The sequence below is a fragment of the Pseudomonas sp. GW821-FHT09H03 genome (assembly GCF_059415945.1).
Window position 1 is genome coordinate 33,756 of sequence record NZ_JBWKOF010000003.1, and the last position, 16,050, is coordinate 49,805.

18 protein-coding genes are annotated in these 16,050 nt (G+C 59.6%); 7 read left to right on the forward strand and 11 right to left on the reverse strand.

Annotation, left to right across the window (positions count from 1 at the left end; translation table 11 throughout):
* Window positions 1-30: 30 nt before the first annotated feature.
* The 6 genes from AC07OG_RS05010 to AC07OG_RS05035 all read right to left on the reverse strand — a co-directional run bounded on the left by AC07OG_RS05010 (window position 31) and on the right by AC07OG_RS05035 (window position 5,885).
* On the reverse strand, window positions 31-336 hold the full coding sequence (locus tag AC07OG_RS05010) for a YkgJ family cysteine cluster protein (protein WP_060539426.1): 306 nt from the start codon (window positions 334-336) through the stop codon (window positions 31-33).
* 122 nt (window positions 337-458) lie between these two features.
* The gene (locus AC07OG_RS05015) at window positions 459-1,241 is read right to left on the reverse strand and encodes an SDR family NAD(P)-dependent oxidoreductase (RefSeq protein ID WP_495066372.1); all 783 of its coding nucleotides are present in this window, start codon (window positions 1,239-1,241) and stop codon (window positions 459-461) included.
* A gap of 84 nt (window positions 1,242-1,325) precedes the next feature.
* Window positions 1,326-2,780 (reverse strand): deoxyribodipyrimidine photo-lyase, encoded by a 1,455-nt coding sequence (phrB, locus tag AC07OG_RS05020; protein ID WP_218424718.1) that lies wholly within the window; start codon window positions 2,778-2,780, stop codon window positions 1,326-1,328.
* 20 nt (window positions 2,781-2,800) lie between these two features.
* The gene (locus AC07OG_RS05025; protein WP_495066373.1) at window positions 2,801-3,742 is read right to left on the reverse strand and encodes a MerR family transcriptional regulator; all 942 of its coding nucleotides are present in this window, start codon (window positions 3,740-3,742) and stop codon (window positions 2,801-2,803) included.
* Window positions 3,742-4,701 carry a YbgA family protein gene (locus AC07OG_RS05030; RefSeq protein ID WP_495066374.1) on the reverse strand — a complete coding sequence of 320 codons (960 nt, stop codon included), beginning with the start codon at window positions 4,699-4,701 and terminating at the stop codon, window positions 3,742-3,744. The genes AC07OG_RS05025 and AC07OG_RS05030 overlap by 1 nt, the downstream gene beginning before the upstream one ends.
* Before the next feature lie 197 nt (window positions 4,702-4,898).
* On the reverse strand, window positions 4,899-5,885 hold the full coding sequence (locus AC07OG_RS05035) for an NAD(P)/FAD-dependent oxidoreductase (protein WP_495066375.1): 987 nt from the start codon (window positions 5,883-5,885) through the stop codon (window positions 4,899-4,901).
* A 196-nt stretch (window positions 5,886-6,081) separates the two neighbouring features.
* Between AC07OG_RS05035 and AC07OG_RS05040 the strand changes: the two genes are divergently transcribed.
* On the forward strand, window positions 6,082-6,984 hold the full coding sequence (locus AC07OG_RS05040) for a TIGR01777 family oxidoreductase (RefSeq protein ID WP_495066376.1): 903 nt from the start codon (window positions 6,082-6,084) through the stop codon (window positions 6,982-6,984).
* Window positions 6,985-6,997: 13 nt separating this feature from the next.
* Entirely contained in the window at window positions 6,998-8,020 is a 1,023-nt protein-coding gene (hemH, locus tag AC07OG_RS05045) for a ferrochelatase (RefSeq protein WP_495066377.1), read from the forward strand.
* A gap of 189 nt (window positions 8,021-8,209) precedes the next feature.
* Here hemH and AC07OG_RS05050 read toward each other — a convergent pair whose 3' ends face one another.
* Window positions 8,210-9,484, reverse strand: coding sequence for a uracil-xanthine permease family protein (locus AC07OG_RS05050; RefSeq protein ID WP_060539434.1), 1,275 nt, complete (start codon window positions 9,482-9,484; stop codon window positions 8,210-8,212).
* A 2-nt stretch (window positions 9,485-9,486) separates the two neighbouring features.
* Complete coding sequence (gene upp / locus AC07OG_RS05055; protein ID WP_060539435.1) at window positions 9,487-10,125, reverse strand: uracil phosphoribosyltransferase; 639 nt, start codon at window positions 10,123-10,125, stop codon at window positions 9,487-9,489.
* A 172-nt stretch (window positions 10,126-10,297) separates the two neighbouring features.
* Here upp and AC07OG_RS05060 point away from each other — a divergent pair, with 172 nt between their 5' ends.
* The 4 genes from AC07OG_RS05060 (at window position 10,298) to AC07OG_RS05075 (ending at window position 12,351) form a co-directional block, all read left to right on the forward strand.
* Window positions 10,298-10,855: a hypoxanthine-guanine phosphoribosyltransferase gene (locus AC07OG_RS05060; protein ID WP_495066378.1), complete on the forward strand. Its 558-nt coding sequence runs from the start codon at window positions 10,298-10,300 to the stop codon at window positions 10,853-10,855.
* 3 nt (window positions 10,856-10,858) lie between these two features.
* Window positions 10,859-11,347 carry a WbuC family cupin fold metalloprotein gene (locus AC07OG_RS05065; protein ID WP_495066379.1) on the forward strand — a complete coding sequence of 163 codons (489 nt, stop codon included), beginning with the start codon at window positions 10,859-10,861 and terminating at the stop codon, window positions 11,345-11,347.
* A gap of 167 nt (window positions 11,348-11,514) precedes the next feature.
* Window positions 11,515-12,000 (forward strand): hypothetical protein, encoded by a 486-nt coding sequence (locus AC07OG_RS05070; protein ID WP_495066380.1) that lies wholly within the window; start codon window positions 11,515-11,517, stop codon window positions 11,998-12,000.
* A gap of 63 nt (window positions 12,001-12,063) precedes the next feature.
* Window positions 12,064-12,351 carry a PA4642 family protein gene (locus AC07OG_RS05075; RefSeq protein ID WP_495066381.1) on the forward strand — a complete coding sequence of 96 codons (288 nt, stop codon included), beginning with the start codon at window positions 12,064-12,066 and terminating at the stop codon, window positions 12,349-12,351.
* Window positions 12,352-12,415: 64 nt separating this feature from the next.
* On the opposite strand, the gene mqo is transcribed toward AC07OG_RS05075, so the two are convergent.
* Both mqo and AC07OG_RS05085 read right to left on the reverse strand, forming a co-directional pair.
* Window positions 12,416-13,924, reverse strand: coding sequence for a malate dehydrogenase (quinone) (gene mqo / locus AC07OG_RS05080; protein WP_495066382.1), 1,509 nt, complete (start codon window positions 13,922-13,924; stop codon window positions 12,416-12,418).
* Between the two features lie 740 nt (window positions 13,925-14,664).
* Complete coding sequence (locus AC07OG_RS05085) at window positions 14,665-14,904, reverse strand: hypothetical protein (protein ID WP_060539441.1); 240 nt, start codon at window positions 14,902-14,904, stop codon at window positions 14,665-14,667.
* 203 nt (window positions 14,905-15,107) lie between these two features.
* Between AC07OG_RS05085 and AC07OG_RS05090 the strand changes: the two genes are divergently transcribed.
* Window positions 15,108-15,692, forward strand: coding sequence for a YajG family lipoprotein (locus AC07OG_RS05090; RefSeq protein WP_060539442.1), 585 nt, complete (start codon window positions 15,108-15,110; stop codon window positions 15,690-15,692).
* A 92-nt stretch (window positions 15,693-15,784) separates the two neighbouring features.
* Here AC07OG_RS05090 and AC07OG_RS05095 read toward each other — a convergent pair whose 3' ends face one another.
* On the reverse strand, window positions 15,785-15,991 hold the full coding sequence (locus AC07OG_RS05095; protein ID WP_060539443.1) for a hypothetical protein: 207 nt from the start codon (window positions 15,989-15,991) through the stop codon (window positions 15,785-15,787).
* Between the last annotated feature and the right edge of the window lie 59 nt (window positions 15,992-16,050).

Consider the following 16,050-nt stretch of genomic DNA (forward strand, 5'->3'; position numbering starts at 1 on the left):
TTGGGAGCAAACCCGCTCCCACTTTCTCGTTTAGCGATACGCCGTAGAAATCCCCTGGCGCTCCTCGATGCATTCCGGCGCCCCCATCTCGAACTCCCGGCAGATCAGCGGGCGCTTTTCGTAGATGGTGCACATCATCGTGTTGCGATCCAGGGCTGCGCACCAGCCGTCATCGAGGCGCAGCATGACTTCCCCGCCCCAGTCATCGGTATCGATGAAGCGTTCAGGCACACCCGTGTCGGTGATCAGCATGACTTCGAGCTGACAGCAGCAGGCTGCACAGGTCGAGCAGGTGATTGCCGGGTCCGCGATTTGCGTGTGGGGGATGGTATTCATGGCGCGCAGTGTAAGTCAGTCATCGGCTGCTGTGTAAAAGCACTGACGGACGCCCGTCCGGGCTTTCACGCATCGCAGCGACCTCATGGCTGCGTCACGGGGTGAAAGGTCGTCGGGATGGTTTATGGCCGGTCCATGATCGGCGGATTACTGCGCACGATGCGATTGCCGATCGCCAGTTTTACCCGTGCAGGCAAGTTGGAAAGTGGCCAGAGGGTAGCCATGAACGCTGCGGGGAAGGCAATTTCCGCCGGGCGTTCGCTGAGTTTTTCGAAGAGGTATCGCGCGGCTTTGTCCACCGTCCAGCTCAACGGCATGGAAAAGTCGCGGCTGGCGGCCAGCGGCGTTTCGACAGTGCCAGGGTTTATCACCGTAACGTCGATGCCTTCCGGGGCCAGCTCAATGCGCAGGGAGTCGAACAGGTAGGGCAAGCCGGCCTTTGAGGCGCCATGAGCTTCCGCTCCGGGCAAGGGCAGGTAGGTGACCGAACTTGCCATGCCCACCAGATGCGGTGTGGTGCCGGCCCGCAACAGGGGCAGGGCTGCTTCGGCACAAAAACTGCTGGCCAGCAGGTTGGTACGTATCAAATGCTCGACGATCGATGCGTCGAACTGCCTGGCGTCCACGTACTCGCAGGTACCCGCATTGAGGATGAGTGTGTCCAGTGAGCCCCATTGCTCTGCGATCTTCTCGCCGATTTCGCGTACGGTCTGACTGTTGGTCAGGTCCCCGGCCACCACCAGCACTTGTCCTGGAAAACGTTGCGCCAACGCATTCAGTGGCGCTTTCGAGCGGGAGCTGACAGCCAGTTGCGCGCCGGTTTTGAGAATTTCTGCGGCCAGTGCGGCGCCAATACCGCTGCTCGCTCCGGTCAGCCAGTATCGTCGTGCGGGTGTTCGACTCATTCAGATCTCCTTTTCTGCCAGGCGGCAGGGAGGGCCGCCTGGCGCAGTCGTTTTTTTGCCAACTTGGCGAACCGTTGAAGGCAACTACTCATAGTCACTGCCGACCGGATCGGCGCAGTCTTGTCGTGATGGCAGATTCCTGAAGGCGCTCAGGGCACGCTCGCGGGACGTGCTCAGATTGACGATCGGTGGCGGGTAGTCCGCGACACCAAACAAGCCACGCGCAGCAGGGTTGTGCACATCCTTTCGGTCCAGTTCAGTCAGCTGCGCAAGCCAGTGCCTGATGAACACGCCATTCGGGTCGAATTTTTCCGACTGGCTCAGCGGATTGAAAATCCGGAAGTAGGGCGCGCAATCGGTGCCGGTGGATGAGCTCCACTGCCAGCCGCCGTTGTTCGCGGCCAGGTCACCATCGATCAGGTGACGCATGAAAAAGCGCTCGCCTTCGCGCCAGTCGATCAGCAGATTCTTGCTCAGGAACATTGCCACCACCATGCGCAGGCGGTTGTGCATCCAGCCGGTTTCGTGCAGTTGGCGCATGGCGGCATCAATGATCGGCAACCCGGTGCGTCCCGACTGCCAGGCCGCAAGGTCCGCGGGGGCGTCGCGCCAGGCCAGGGCTTCGGTTTCCGGGCGGAACGCGCGGTGCCGGGAAACCCGTGGGTAGCCCACCAGGATGTGTTTGTAGAACTCGCGCCAGAGCAATTCGTTGATCCAGGTAATGGCACCGGGTTTGCCGCTCTCGAACTCGCCGTGATTGCTTTGCAGGGCGGCGTGCAGGCATTGGCGTGGCGAGATCACACCGGCGGCGAGGTAGGCCGAGAGTTGACTGGTGCCGGGTTTCGCCGGGAAGTCCCGGTCGCTCTGGTAGTGCTCGATCCTGGCATCGGTAAAGCTGTCGAGGCGTCGTTGTGCTTCAGCCTCGCCGGCCGGCCATAGGTTGCGCAAACTGTCACTGGGGGGCGCAAAGCCTTCGATATGTTCGGGGATCAGGTCGCTGACAATATTCATCGACGGTTGCGCCAGCGGCGCACGCACCAGGCCCGGCAGCGAATGGTGCAGGCGGTCGTAACACACCTTGCGGAACTGGCTGAAAACCTGGAAGTAAGTACCGGTCTTGGTCAGCACGCTGCCTGGCTTGAACAGCAACTGGTCGAGGTACGCGCGAACCGTAACGCCTTCGTTGGTCAACGCCCTGTCTACGGCAGCATCCCGCCGGCTTTCATTGACGCCGTATTCTTCGTTGAGGTGCAGCGTATCGATCTGCAACTGCCGGCACAGCTCCAACAGAACGTTCGGCGCGTCATCCCAGCGTGTGGCCTTGCGTATCAGCAGGGGAATGTTCAACGCGGCCAGCGCATGGCTCAACGCGCGCAGGTTACGCAGCCAGAAGTCCACTTTGCAGGGCGCGTCGTCATGCTCCAGCCATTGCTCCGGGCTCAATAGATACACCGCGACAACGGGGCCGCGAGCAGCCGCGGCCGAGAGGGCGGTGTTGTCATGTACGCGCAAGTCGCTGCGCAGCCAGATCAATTGCATTTTGCAGTCCGCTCGATTCATCAGATGAGCCCACACTGAACCAGCGCCCGATGTGCCGATAACGGATCTTCGGCCAGGTATAAATCAGCGATACCGGTGGTGCTTGCGGACAACTCGGCGTGGTGGATGCATACCGTTGGTCCGGCAATCATTTTTGTGCAGCCCACGCCTTTCAACAGTCGCGGCAGCTGTGCCAGGTTCATGGCCTTGCTGGAATACAGCAGGACGCCACGGGGTTGTAGATGTTCGACGGCCAGCGTTAGTTCACCGGCAGGCAGCGGCCAGTCGAAAACTTCCACCGGGCAATCGGCACTGCTGATCAACCAGGCGGCAAGCCACAAATGAGGCTCCAGTGGCAGGTCCGAATGGTTGATCAACAACAAGGGGGCGGTGCGCAACTGACGATTGTTATGGTAGATGCGCGCACCGAATTTGCTACGCAGCCAGGAATAAAAAAATACCCGCTCCATCTGCGCACCGAACTGGCCCTGCCAGCGCTGTTCCAGAACCGCCAGCAATGGCATCAGCAGTTGCTCGCACAGCGTTCGCGGCGGATACAGCGCCATCGACTGATTGACCGTGTCATCAACGACGCGCTCGTCGAGTCGGGTGACCGCTTGCACCAGTGTTTGCAGCAATATGTGCCAATCGTTGTCAACGGACTCGCTGAACGCCAGCGGCGTGTCGAGCAGCTGTTTGACCTGGCTGACCGCCACGCCGCGATTGAGCCAGGTAAGAATGTTGTGGATGCGTTCTACATGTTCGGCGCAGAACAGACGATGTCCTTTGGGCGTGCGTTGCGGGACGATCAGACCGTACCGCCGTTCCCAGGCACGCAAGGTCACGGCATTGACTCCGGTTTGGCGTGCCACCTCGCGAATCGGCAACCAGCCGTCGTCCAGGGATTTTTTGAAGTCATCGCCAAGGTCTTCGCTGGCGCTGGTATCGACAGTGTTTTTCATTAAATGGCATTTCGCAGGCTGAGATATTCCGGATACGGTTGCAGGTAAACCTGCTGTGCAATGTATGGGTCCGGGTGTTGGCGAAAGTAATGCTTGAGCAGCGTCATCGGCACCACCAGCGGCACGATGCCCAGGCGGTATTGACTGATGACGTACTGCACTTCTTGTTTGTCCTCGGCGCTGATCGCCCGTTTCAGGTACCCGCTGATGTGTTGCAGGACATTAGTGTGAGTGCGGCGAGTGGCGCATATTTTCAAAGCAGCCATCAACTCGCTGAAGTATCGCGGGCCGATTTGTTGCGGATCGGTGTCGCCCATGCTGCCCAGCAGATTACCCAGCACTTTGTATTGCACCGGGTTGTGGGCCATCAGCAGGTACTTGTAGTGCGAATGAAAGTCTGTGAGTGCGCGCCGGGTCAGGCCTCGCCCCAGCAATTGCTGCCAGGCGCTGTAGGCGAACACTCGGGTGATGAAGTTCTCCCGCAGCACCGGATCGTTGAGCCGGCCGTCCTCTTCCACAGGCAAGTCGGGGTGCAGGCTGCAGAAGGCCCGAGCGTAAATCCCCTGGCCGTCATCGCCCTGCGAAGCGCCATTGGTGTGGTAGACCTTGACCCGATGCAGCCCGCAGGAAGGAGATTTCTGCATGAAGATGTATCCGCAGATGTCATTGAGTTCCGCAGCCATTTTCCGGCCATAGGCGGCCAGCGGTTGGGTCACGTCGAGAGACTGATCGACCGAGCCTCTGGCTTCGGGTTGCTCGGCGCGTCCTACCAGCCGAATCGGCTGGCGTGGAATGCCCAGGCCAATGGCGACTTCCGGGCAAACCGGGATGAAGTCGAAGCAGTCAGTGAGGGTGCGGGTGCACAGCCGGGATTCCTTGTGTCCGCCGTTATAGCGCACATCGAACCCCATCAGGCAGGCGCTGATGGCGATTTTCGGTCTCGCGGGAGTGGGGAGCATCGGCGTACCTCGAATCCAAACCTGTACAGCCACGAGGATCTGTACAACATTGTTACATCTTAGATTCGAAGCTGTACAAGTCAAACTATATGTACAAGTTTTTTGGATTGATCAACGCTCCCTGTAGGAGCAGCCTTCGGTAGCTCCTACACGACCATCCGTATTCGCATACACACCCATACACCTGCGGCAATGGATCATTGCAGATGCTCATGCAACCGGCGGGCGGCTTCCTGGCCGCTGAGCCAGGCACCTTCGACTCTCCCGGACAGGCACCAGTCGCCACAGGCATACAGGCCCAGGTCGGCGTCGGCCAAAGTGCCCCATTCGTGACTGCTGGCGGGGCGGGCGTAGAGCCAGCGATGGGCGAGGCTGAAGGTAGGCGCGGGCATGGAGTCGTGCAGCAATTCGGCGAACGCACCATGCAATTGTTCGATCACTGCCTCTTTAGACAGGTCGATGTGCTGGCGGCTCCAGGCGCTGTTGGCGTGCAGCACCCAAGTATCGAGGCTGTTGTCGCGTCCCGGTTTGCTGCGGTTGCGGGCCAGCCAGTCGAGTGGGCTGTCCTGGACGAAGCAGCCTTCCATGGGCGTTTCCAGCGGCGTATCAAAGGCGAGGGCGATGGCCCAGCTCGGGTCCATTTTGACCCCGGCGGCGGCTCCGGCGAGTTTCGGCGCGGAGGCCAGCAGCGCCGTGGCCTGAGGGGCTGGCGTAGCGACCACGACATGACTGAACGGCCCGTGGGTGAAGCCTTCGGCGTCCTGCAGGTGCCAGTGTTCTTCGCCGCGATAGACCTCGGTGATCCGGCAGGCGAAATGCACCTCCAGGTCGCCGAGCAGGGCGCGGGTGATCGCGCTCATGCGCGGTGTGCCAACCCAGCGTGTCTGCTCGTCCGGCGACAGATTGAGCTGGCCGCCATGGTAGGTGTACAGCTGCGGTGTCCATTCGGCTACCCAGCCGTTGACTTGCCAGCGCTGAACTTCTGTTACGAAGCGGCGATCGCGGGCAGTGAAATACTGGGTGCCCATGTCCAGCGCACCCGCATCGCTGCGTTTGCTCGACATGCGCCCGCCACTGCCGCGGCTTTTATCGAAAAGTTGAACCCTGTGCCCGAAGTCCGTCAGGGCCTGGGCGGCGGAGAGTCCGGCAATGCCGGTGCCAATGATTGCGATAGGTACAGTCATAGGGGCCTCGTTTACCTTTCTGTACAGACTACGCCGGGCTTTGAACCTGTACAATATTGTTTTTTGGTATAACTTTTAGCGTTCTCGTTCTGACAGCTTGGCCTATTGTTAACCATAGCGCCTGCTCGATACCAAAGATCCCTGCTTATAAAAATAGACTAACGGACAGGGTAAAACGCCACGCGAGGAACAAGTCATGCACATATTGCTGACCGGCGGTACTGGTCTGATAGGACGTCAGCTCTGCCGGCTGTGGTTGAGCCAGGGACATCGACTGACCGTCTGGAGTCGCAAGCCTGAAACAGTCGCGAAAACATGCGGTGCTCAAGTGCAGGGAATTGCCCGGTTGGAGGACGTCGGGCAGGAACCGGTAGATGCCGTTATCAATCTGGCGGGTGCGCCGATTGCCGACCGGCTCTGGACGCACAAACGCAAAGCCCTGTTGTGGAGCAGCCGTATCACGCTGACCGAAACCCTGCTGGCCTGGCTTGAGACTCGAGAGCACAAGCCACAGGTGCTGATCTCCGGTTCCGCAATCGGTTGGTACGGCGATGGCGGTGAGCGCGAGTTGACCGAAGAGTCACCGCCAGTCATCGATGATTTCGCCAGTCAGCTGTGCATCGCCTGGGAGGAGACCGCCCAGCGCGCGGAAGCCTTGGGCATCCGCGTAATCCTCATCCGTACCGGGTTGGTGTTGTCGGCAGAGGGCGGCTTTTTGTCGCGGCTTACAATGCCGTTCAAACTGGGCTTGGGAGGGCCGATTGGCAACGGCCGGCAATGGATGCCGTGGATTCACATCAAGGATCAAATCGCCCTGATTGATTTTCTTCTGCACCGTAATCAGGCCAGCGGTCCATATAATGCGTGCGCGCCTGCACCGGTGCGCAACCGCGAGTTCGCCAACACGCTAGGCAGTGTGCTGCATCGTCCGGCGTTCATGCCGATGCCGTCCTTCGTGTTAAAGGTAGGCCTGGGCGAGTTGTCCTTGTTGTTGCTGGGCGGCCAGCGGGCGACCCCGATGCGTTTGTTGCAAGACGGTTTCATCTTTCAGTTCACGGATTTGCGCGCGGCGTTGGACGATCTGTCCAGCCGCCTTTGAAATAGGATGTTGCATGACCGATCACGCATTGCTTCTGGTCAATCTGGGTTCACCTGCCTCCACCTCGGTGGCGGATGTACGCAGCTACCTCAATCAATTTCTGATGGACCCGTACGTGATCGACCTGCCCTGGCCGGTGCGGCGTTTGCTGGTATCGCTGATCCTGATCAAGCGTCCGGAGCAGTCGGCTCATGCCTACGCCTCGATCTGGTGGGAGGAGGGCTCGCCACTCGTGGTGCTCAGCCGTCGCCTGCAACAGGCCATGACCGCTCAATGGCATCATGGCCCGGTCGAGTTGGCCATGCGCTACGGCGAGCCGTCGATCGAGTCTACGCTGGTGCGCATGGCCGCAGCGGGGCACAAACGAATCACCCTGGCGCCGCTTTATCCACAGTTCGCCGACAGCACCACTACCACTGTGATCGAAGAAGCCAAGCGTGTGCTGCGGGAGAATAAACTCAATGTGCAGCTCTCGGTTCTCCAGCCTTTTTACGATCAGCCGGAGTATCTCGATGCATTGGTGGCGACAGCCAGGCCACATCTGCAGCAGGATTTCGATCACTTGCTGTTGAGCTTTCACGGTTTGCCGGAGCGGCATCTGAAGAAGCTCAATCCAGGACACTGCTTCGAGGGCGGCGGCGACTGCTGCGCCGGTGCGCCAGCGGAAGTGGTCGCCACCTGTTATCGCGGCCAGTGCCTGCGTACTGCGGCAGAGTTTGCCAAGCGCATGGGATTGCCGGACGGCAAGTGGTCAGTGTCGTTCCAGTCGCGTCTGGGGCGGGCGAAATGGATTGAGCCCTACACCGAAGCGCGCCTCGACGAGTTGGCCAAAAGCGGGGTGAAGAAAATTCTGGTGATGTGCCCGGCATTCGTCGCCGATTGCATCGAGACCCTGGAAGAGATCGGTGATCGCGGGTTGGAACAATTCCGCGAAGCAGGAGGGGAGGAGTTGGTGCTGGTGCCGTGTCTCAACGATGACCCGCAATGGGCAAGGGCGTTGAGCACCTTGTGTGAAAGAGCGCCGTTGTCACTGTAGGAACACAAACTGTGGCGAGGGGGCTTGTCGGACCGCCGCACCGCCCCGTTCGGCTGCGAAGCAGTCGTAAACCCGGCAAACGCATTGTGTCTGGTGCAACGCGTTTGCCGGATTTAGGGCCGCTTCGCGACCCAACGGGGCGGTGCGGCGGTCCGACAAGCCCCCTCGCCACAGGGATCGAGTGAACTATTAGAGCAACGGCTCATCCGCCTTCTTATGCTTCCAGCCGTCATTGCCCGGCAGCAACAGGTTCAAGCCAATCGCCACCACCGCGCACAGCGCAATGCCTTTGAGGCCGAAGTCGTCCGGGCCGGTGCCGGTGCCGATCAGCACGCCGCCAATTCCGAATACCAGGGTCACCGAGACAATCACCAGATTGCGCGCTTCGCCCAGGTCGATCTTGTGACGGATCAGTGTGTTCATCCCTACCGCCGCGATCGAACCGAACAACAGGCAGAGAATCCCGCCCATCACCGGCACCGGGATGCTTTGCAGCAGTGCGCCGAACTTGCCGATGAACGCCAGGCTGATGGCAAAGATCGCCGCCCAGGTCATGATTTTCGGGTTGTAGTTCTTGGTCAGCATCACCGCGCCCGTCACTTCGGCGTACGTGGTGTTGGGTGGGCCGCCAAACAGACCGGCTGCCGTGGTGGCAATGCCGTCGCCCAGCAAGGTGCGGTGCAGGCCGGGCTTCTTCAGGTAATCGCGACCGGTCACGCTACCCACCGCAATCACGCCACCAATGTGTTCGATTGCGGGCGCCAGGGCGACCGGGACGATGAATAGAATCGCCTGCCAGTTGAACTCGGGGGCAGTGAAGGCAGGGATGGCGAACCAGGGGGCGGCGGCAATTTTCGCCGTATCGACCACGCCGAAGTAGAACGCCATGGCAAAACCGACCAATACGCCGGAAATGATCGGCACCAGGCGGAAAATGCCTTTACCGAACACCGCGACGATCAGGGTTGTCAGCAGCGCCGGCATCGAGATCAGCATCGCCGTCTGGTAATGAATCAGTTCGCTGCCATCACCGGCCTTGCCCATCGCCATGTTGGCGGCAATCGGCGCCATGGCCAGGCCAATGGAAATAATCACCGGACCGATGACCACCGGAGGCAGCAAACGGTCGATGAAGCCGGTTCCTTTGATCTTCACGGCAAGGCCGAGGAAGGTATAGACGAAACCTGCCGCCATCACGCCGCCCATGGTCGCGGCCAGGCCGAACTGGCCCTTGGCGAGAATGATCGGGGTAATGAAGGCAAAGCTCGATGCCAGGAACACTGGCACCTGACGCCCGGTGACGATCTGGAACAGGATTGTCCCCAGGCCGGCTGTGAACAGCGCAACGTTCGGGTCAAGGCCGGTAATCAGCGGCATCAATACCAGGGCGCCGAACGCCACGAACAGCATCTGCGCGCCGGACAGCACCGTGCGCCAGAGCGGATCGTTGAACTCTTGCTGCATGGTCAAGCGTCCTTCTGCTTGGTGCCGAAGATTTTGTCACCGGCATCGCCCAGGCCCGGGATGATGTATCCGTGTTCGTTCAGTTTTTGATCAATGGAAGCGGTGTAGATGATCACGTCCGGGTGAGCCTTTTCTACCGCAGCGATGCCTTCCGGGGCGGCAACCAGCACCATGGCGCGGATCTCGCGGCAACCGGCCTTCTTCAGCAGGTCAATGGTGGCAACCATGGAGCTGCCGGTGGCGAGCATCGGGTCGATGATCATTGCCAGGCGTTCGTCGATTTCCGGAACCAGTTTTTCCAGGTAAGTGTGCGCCTGCAGGGTTTCTTCGTTGCGGGCCACACCCACGGCGCTGACCTTGGCGCCCGGGATCAGGCTGAGCACGCCTTCGAGCATGCCAATGCCGGCCCGCAGAATCGGTACTACAGTAATCTTCTTGCCGGCGATTTTCTCGACCGACACAGTGCCGCACCAGCCTTCGATATCGTAGGTTTCCAGCGGCAGGTCTTTGGTGGCTTCATAGGTCAGCAGGGCACCGACTTCCTGAGCGAGCTCACGGAAATTCTTCGTGCTGATGTCTGCGCGGCGCATCAGGCCAAGTTTATGACGGATCAGCGGATGGCGGATCTCGAGGATGGGCATGGGAAAGGCTCCGGCGGCGGGCAAAAAAACCGGCCTAGATTAATCTATCCGAGGGTGATGTCCTATAGACATAAAGTACGTTAGTCCATAAACGCTTGATCTGGCCGGGCTTGATGCGTACCTTTGCCCGCTTTTCCTGAACCGTCCCCCCCTTAATCCCCTGGAGAGCCCCATGTCCGCTGATCTCGAGCATATCCGTCAAGTCATGCGAGAGGCTGACTGCCTGTACACCGAGTCTGAAGTCGAAGCGGCCATCGCCCGCGTCGGTGCACAAATCAACGACCAGTTGGCCGACAGCAACCCGGTGGTGTTCTGCGTGATGAACGGCGGGCTGATTTTCTCCGGGAAATTGCTGACCTACCTGCACTTCCCGCTGGAGGCGTCGTACCTGCACGCCACCCGCTATCGCAACGAAACCAGCGGCGGCGACCTGTTCTGGAAAGCCAAGCCGGAAGTTTCGTTCATCGACCGCGACGTGCTGGTCATTGACGACATCCTCGACGAAGGTCACACCCTGGGCGCGATCATCGACTTCTGCAAACATGCCGGTGCCCGTGCCGTGCACACCGCGGTGTTGATCGACAAGGACCACGACCGCAAGGCCCGTCCGGACCTGAAAGCCGATTTCGTCGGTCTGCCGTGCATTGACCGTTACATCTTCGGTTACGGCATGGACTACAAAGGCTACTGGCGTAACGCCAACGGGATTTTTGCCGTTAAAGGAATGTAAACGATGGCGACGCCGAGCTTTCTTGATCAAACACTGTTTACGCAGTTGGCCGAAAAAGCTGCGGCTAACCCTCGTGGGCGACAGCACCACAACTTCCATCAGATGGAAGAGGCTTGCCATCGTATGGCGGTGGCGTTGCAGCCATCCACGTACATCCCGCCTCATCGCCATCTGGGAGAGAACAAGGCCGAAACCTTGCTGGTCCTCAAAGGCCGCCTCGGTGTGCTGATTTTCGACGAAACCGGTGCCGTGCTGAGCAAGACAGTTCTGCAGTCCGGTGGCGACTGTGTGGGCGTGGATCTGCCAACCGGCGTATTCCACGGCCTGGTGGTGCTGGAAGCCGATAGCCTGATGTTCGAATGCAAGGCTGGCCCTTACCGTCCTGTTGGCGAGGGCGAGCTGGCTCACTGGGCTCCTCGTGAGGGCGAGCCTGGCGTTGCCGAGTATCACGCCTGGATGCGCGCGCAGTTCGACTGCACCCCCCTCTTGTAGGAGCGAGCCTGCTCGCGATGGGTTAGAGAACGCCGCGGGGTGTCAGGCTGCCAGCGTTATCGTTGACGACCATCGCGAGCCTGCTCGCTCCTACAGGGGGGCGGTGTTCACAGTTGTTTTTTCCATACCCATGCTAGAGTGCCCGGCCCCGCCCTCCGGAGCCTGCCATGAGTGTTTTGACCCGCTGCTGCGCCGCCCTGTTGTTGACACTCACTCTGCCTCTGGCCGCCGCCCCGGCGCCGATGCACAGCCAGTTCCTGCCGCCTGACGACCTCACTTTGCGCGCTGTCGAGCCCGAGCAGCAGCAATTGCTGCAGGTCACCGATTATTCAGTGGTGGTCGGCGCTCAGCGCCAATCCAGTCAACAGCCGATTCCGATCACCTCGCCGCTGTTGATTCGCCTCAAGGGCAAGTCCCTGAATAAAGGCGCGACGATCAATCAGGTGCTGGTCAATTTCGATGGCGAGAGCAAGAGCCTGAAAAAGCCGGTCTACGACGAGCAGAGCAAGACCCTGACGCTGTATTACCCGCTGGCTCAGTACCGCGTGGTGATCGATTTGTTGCGCAATGACACGGTGTACTGCCAGTTTCTCAGTTACGCCAACGGCCATGTCTGGGCCGATCTGCACACTGGCAGCATTCGTCCGCGTTGAGCCCCGAGCCTGCACGGGGGTAAACTGCCCGCCCCGTGTAATGTCTGCGAGTTGGAGTCGGCAATGCGTAAAGATAAGAAACAAGTGATTGGTGATGAGATCGGCGATGAGCAGATCAAGTTGTTCCTCGATTTCGAACCGGTCGACGCGACTTCTCCGTCCCTGCACAAACTGATCAAGGCTTATCGTGGCCTGCGTATCGACGATTTCGAGCGGTTCCTGACGTTCTTCGTCGAGGCCGGTTTTGACGTCAACGGCCAAGACGAGCACGGCAACGACTTCATTGCCCTGATCAAGGATCAGCGCAACGCGCCGGAGTACATCGAGCTGATCGAGAAGGCTCGCGCCTAAAACCTGCTCACAGAGGACCGGCAAAAAAAAACGCCCCGATGGGGCGTTTTTTTATGCGGCCGAATCAAGCGTAGCTTTCGGTCTCGCTGCTGGCTTCAACCAGTTCCAGGGCAACGTTGTTCTGCGCGTTGATCTTGCGATACAGCGCCGCGTCACTTTCCAGAACCTTTTCACGGGCGGGGAAGATTTCCGCCAGTTTGCCAGCCCATTCGCTTTTGGCTTTGTTCGGGAAGCATTTTTCGATCAGCTCGAGCATGATCGAAACCGTCACCGATGCACCTGGCGAAGCGCCGAGCAGGGCGGCAAGGGAGCCGTCCTTGGCCGCGACCAGTTCGGTACCGAACTGCAGGATGCCGCCTTTCTTCGGGTCTTTCTTGATGATCTGCACCCGTTGGCCGGCCACTTCCAGGCGCCAGTCTTCGGCTTTCGCTTCAGGGTAGAAGCGACGCAGGGATTCCAGGCGCTGCTCCATCGACTGCATCACTTCGCTGACCAGGTACTTGGTCAGGTCCATGTTGTTTTTCGCCACGGCCAGCATCGGGCCGATGTTGCCGGCGCGAACCGACAGCGGCAGGTCCATGAACGAACCGTGCTTGAGGAACTTGGTGGTGAAGCCGGCATAAGGTCCGAACAGCAGGGACGTTTTGCCATCGACCACACGGGTGTCCAGGTGTGGCACGGACATCGGTGGCGAACCCACGGCGGCCTGGCTGTAGACCTTGGCCTGGTGGTGCTTGACCACTTCCGGGTTGTCGCAGCGCAGCCACTGGCCGCTGATCGGGAAGCCGCCGAAGCCTTTGCTTTCTTCGATGCCCGAGGCCTGCAACAGCGGCAATGCCGCGCCGCCAGCGCCGAGGAAGACGAATTTGGCGTCGACTTCACGGGTATTGCCGCTGTTGACGTCCTTTATGCTCACCGTCCAGCCGCCGTTGCTGCGCTTGAGGCCGGTCACGCGCTTGCAGTACTTGACCTGGGCATCGGGTGCGCTGGTCAGGTGCTTGAGCAACTGGTTGGTCAGGGCGCCGAAGTTCACGTCGGTACCATTGATCACGCGGGTGGCGGCAAGGGTTTCGCCTGCATTACGCCCCGGCATCATCAGTGGCATCCACTGCGCCATCGTTGCCTTGTCTTCGGTGTATTCCATGTCGGCGAAGGCGTGATGCTTGCTCAGCACCTTGAAGCGTTCCTTGAGGAAGGACACGCCGCTGTCGCCCTGTACGAAACTCAGGTGTGGCACCGGGCTGATGAACGTTTTGCACGAGCCGAACGTGCCTTTTTTGGTCAGGTACGACCAAAACTGCTTCGACACCTCGAACTGGGTGTTGATGTGTACGGCTTTCTTGATGTCGACGGTGCCATCAGCCGCCTGGGGCGTGTAGTTCAGCTCACACAGCCCGGCGTGACCGGTACCGGCGTTGTTCCACGGGTTGGAACTCTCCGCGGCACCGGAATCCATCAGCTCGACAACTTCCAGCTTGATCGCGGGGTCGAGCTCTTTGAGCAGTACTGCAAGGGTGGCACTCATGATGCCGGCCCCAACCAGTACTACGTCGACTGCTTCGTTATGCGCCATTTAACGCGTCTCCAAAATCTGCAGCACCAAATTGACGGCATGGCTGCCAGGCGTTCCGGGGCGAGTCAGTGATGCCCCTCAAACTCATGGCAGGATCGCCATGTCCGAATCTTCGCAATTTTTCGCAACTTCGACGGACGCTACCTGCCGGGCCTATGAGCCATATGAACTCATTTCAGCGCGCGGGAGGCAATTCGACTTATGGTCGATACATCCGTTTGTGCAACCAAAATCCGTAGCGGACAGGCTTCAGGCTCCGGTGTTCGAGGAATACTCGGTCCTGTGTCGTTGGGCTGATGTAGACGCTAATGGTGCATGTTCAGACGCAAAACTATTCATTTGCTCGCCACACTCTTGTGAAGTTGTGAAAACCCGTTTTTTTCACGCTCTTTTGAAGACGTGAACCTCAAAAAAGGGCTGCCCCAGCCTGGCACCGGGCCCGGATGGTTTGCCGCCACGGGATTCATGGCAGGCAAAAACGGGCAAACAGCTCAGTGACCGAGCGTAATGGCAGCTCTGCAGATTCGCGGAAAGAGGAGGTTTTGCTCAGGGAAACAGCAAGCGCACCCGCTTCACTCGATCTGTGTGGGCGGCTCTCTGTGGGCGGTGCGGGGTGTCAATACAAGCGTATTGACGATGCTGCGAGGCCCGATCAGGAGACGTCCTTATAATCGGGGGGAGATTGTATCTAAGAAACGCAGGGAAATGGTCGTGTTTAATGACTTTTATTAGCCGTTTGGTCAGGTGGCCAGCAGTTGCCGGGCACGTAGTCGTGGTTGCTGCTGTTGTTGAGCGACGCGCGCGCTTGCAGGCAGGGGCTGATTCAGCCAGTTCAGGCGCACTTCTTCGATTTCGACCCAGCCATCGCCCATGGGTTGCAGGCTGCACTGTCTGAACGCCTGGCAGTGGCCATTGTGGTCGAGCAGGGCGAAGCAGCGATGCAGCGGGCGTGGCGCGAACAGCGACATCAGATAGCGCATGGGAAAGTACCTTTGGCGATTGTCCAGAAGGCTGCCTTCTAGCCGTTACGTGCAAGTGTATGGACAGTGACAACTGTGTGACAGGAACCGCTGCCCGAAAGGTCTGTCAGAAATTTCAGTAATCACTGTGCGGCGCTGGTTCCCCGCAGTGGCGCACCGCTATACTGCCGGCCTGTTTTATGCCTGATTCTGGAGAGAAGAGCATGTTGCAACGCCTGTTGTTCGGTTTGATCACTGTGACCAGTTTGACCCTGGTCGGCTGCGCCCACAGCCCGCAACAACTGAACCCGGAACCAAAACTGACCACTCAGCTGGCGCCGGTCGGTCATGGCCAGCCTGTCGTGGTGCGTGTGGTCGACGGGCGTCCGTCGGCAACCCTGGGCACCCGTGGCGGCCTCTATCCGGAAACCAGCGCGATCACCGTGCAGGGCGCGCAGATCCTGCCGAAACTGCAGGCTCAGGCCGAAGCTGCCGTGCGTCTGCTGGGTTTCACCCCGACGACCAACGCCATGAACGCACCGCAGCTGACCGTGACCCTGGCAGAACTCAAATATCAGTCGCCCAAAGAAGGCATGTATGTGACTGAAGCGACCATCGGCGCCACCTTCCGCTCTGATGTGCAGAACGCCAATCGCCGTTACAGCGGTCGCTACGGCGCTTCCCTGGACCAGCGCTTCGGTATGGCGCCCAATCAGGAAACCAATACCAAGCTGGTCAGCGATGTGTTGAGCGATGCGTTGACCCGTCTGTTCAAGGACCCGACCGTGGGTCAGGTTCTCGGCGAATAACGGTTCGCTGGATGTAAAAAAGCCCGGTGCCAGTGATGGCCCCGGGCTTTTTCATGCCTGTTGGTATTGCGGGTGCCAGCTACAGGGGGCAATCAGGCGGCTTCGGAATAAAAATCCAGCACGCTCACGCCCGTCAGCAAATCCGCTTCCGGCAAGTCCGCATGCTGATGCCCACCCAGGGCGCAGTACACCAGCCAATGGCGATCCTGCACGTTGAAGGCGAGGCTGCCAACAAGGGTTTGTTGCTCGTCGTTGTGAGCGATGAGGTAGAGGCGGTCCTGGTTCTCGGCGTGCAGCATGTCGCATTCCATGTCGATTTAGAGGCGTGCATGGTGGTTGATGCAGATGACAGCGTCGT

Bases quoted from the DNA above. Each gene is read 5' to 3' on its own strand.
- AC07OG_RS05010 (WP_060539426.1), bottom strand. From the start codon at position 336: ATGAATACCATCCCCCACACGCAAATCGCGGACCCGGCAATCACCTGC.
- AC07OG_RS05015 (WP_495066372.1), bottom strand. From the start codon at position 1,241: ATGAGTCGAACACCCGCACGACGATACTGGCTGACCGGAGCGAGCAGC.
- phrB (WP_218424718.1), bottom strand. From the start codon at position 2,780: ATGCAATTGATCTGGCTGCGCAGCGACTTGCGCGTACATGACAACACC.
- AC07OG_RS05025 (WP_495066373.1), bottom strand. From the start codon at position 3,742: ATGAAAAACACTGTCGATACCAGCGCCAGCGAAGACCTTGGCGATGAC.
- AC07OG_RS05030 (WP_495066374.1), bottom strand. From the start codon at position 4,701: ATGCTCCCCACTCCCGCGAGACCGAAAATCGCCATCAGCGCCTGCCTG.
- AC07OG_RS05035 (WP_495066375.1), bottom strand. From the start codon at position 5,885: ATGACTGTACCTATCGCAATCATTGGCACCGGCATTGCCGGACTCTCC.
- AC07OG_RS05040 (WP_495066376.1), top strand. From the start codon at position 6,082: ATGCACATATTGCTGACCGGCGGTACTGGTCTGATAGGACGTCAGCTC.
- hemH (WP_495066377.1), top strand. From the start codon at position 6,998: ATGACCGATCACGCATTGCTTCTGGTCAATCTGGGTTCACCTGCCTCC.
- AC07OG_RS05050 (WP_060539434.1), bottom strand. From the start codon at position 9,484: ATGCAGCAAGAGTTCAACGATCCGCTCTGGCGCACGGTGCTGTCCGGC.
- upp (WP_060539435.1), bottom strand. From the start codon at position 10,125: ATGCCCATCCTCGAGATCCGCCATCCGCTGATCCGTCATAAACTTGGC.
- AC07OG_RS05060 (WP_495066378.1), top strand. From the start codon at position 10,298: ATGTCCGCTGATCTCGAGCATATCCGTCAAGTCATGCGAGAGGCTGAC.
- AC07OG_RS05065 (WP_495066379.1), top strand. From the start codon at position 10,859: ATGGCGACGCCGAGCTTTCTTGATCAAACACTGTTTACGCAGTTGGCC.
- AC07OG_RS05070 (WP_495066380.1), top strand. From the start codon at position 11,515: ATGAGTGTTTTGACCCGCTGCTGCGCCGCCCTGTTGTTGACACTCACT.
- AC07OG_RS05075 (WP_495066381.1), top strand. From the start codon at position 12,064: ATGCGTAAAGATAAGAAACAAGTGATTGGTGATGAGATCGGCGATGAG.
- mqo (WP_495066382.1), bottom strand. From the start codon at position 13,924: ATGGCGCATAACGAAGCAGTCGACGTAGTACTGGTTGGGGCCGGCATC.
- AC07OG_RS05085 (WP_060539441.1), bottom strand. From the start codon at position 14,904: ATGCGCTATCTGATGTCGCTGTTCGCGCCACGCCCGCTGCATCGCTGC.
- AC07OG_RS05090 (WP_060539442.1), top strand. From the start codon at position 15,108: ATGTTGCAACGCCTGTTGTTCGGTTTGATCACTGTGACCAGTTTGACC.
- AC07OG_RS05095 (WP_060539443.1), bottom strand. From the start codon at position 15,991: ATGCTGCACGCCGAGAACCAGGACCGCCTCTACCTCATCGCTCACAAC.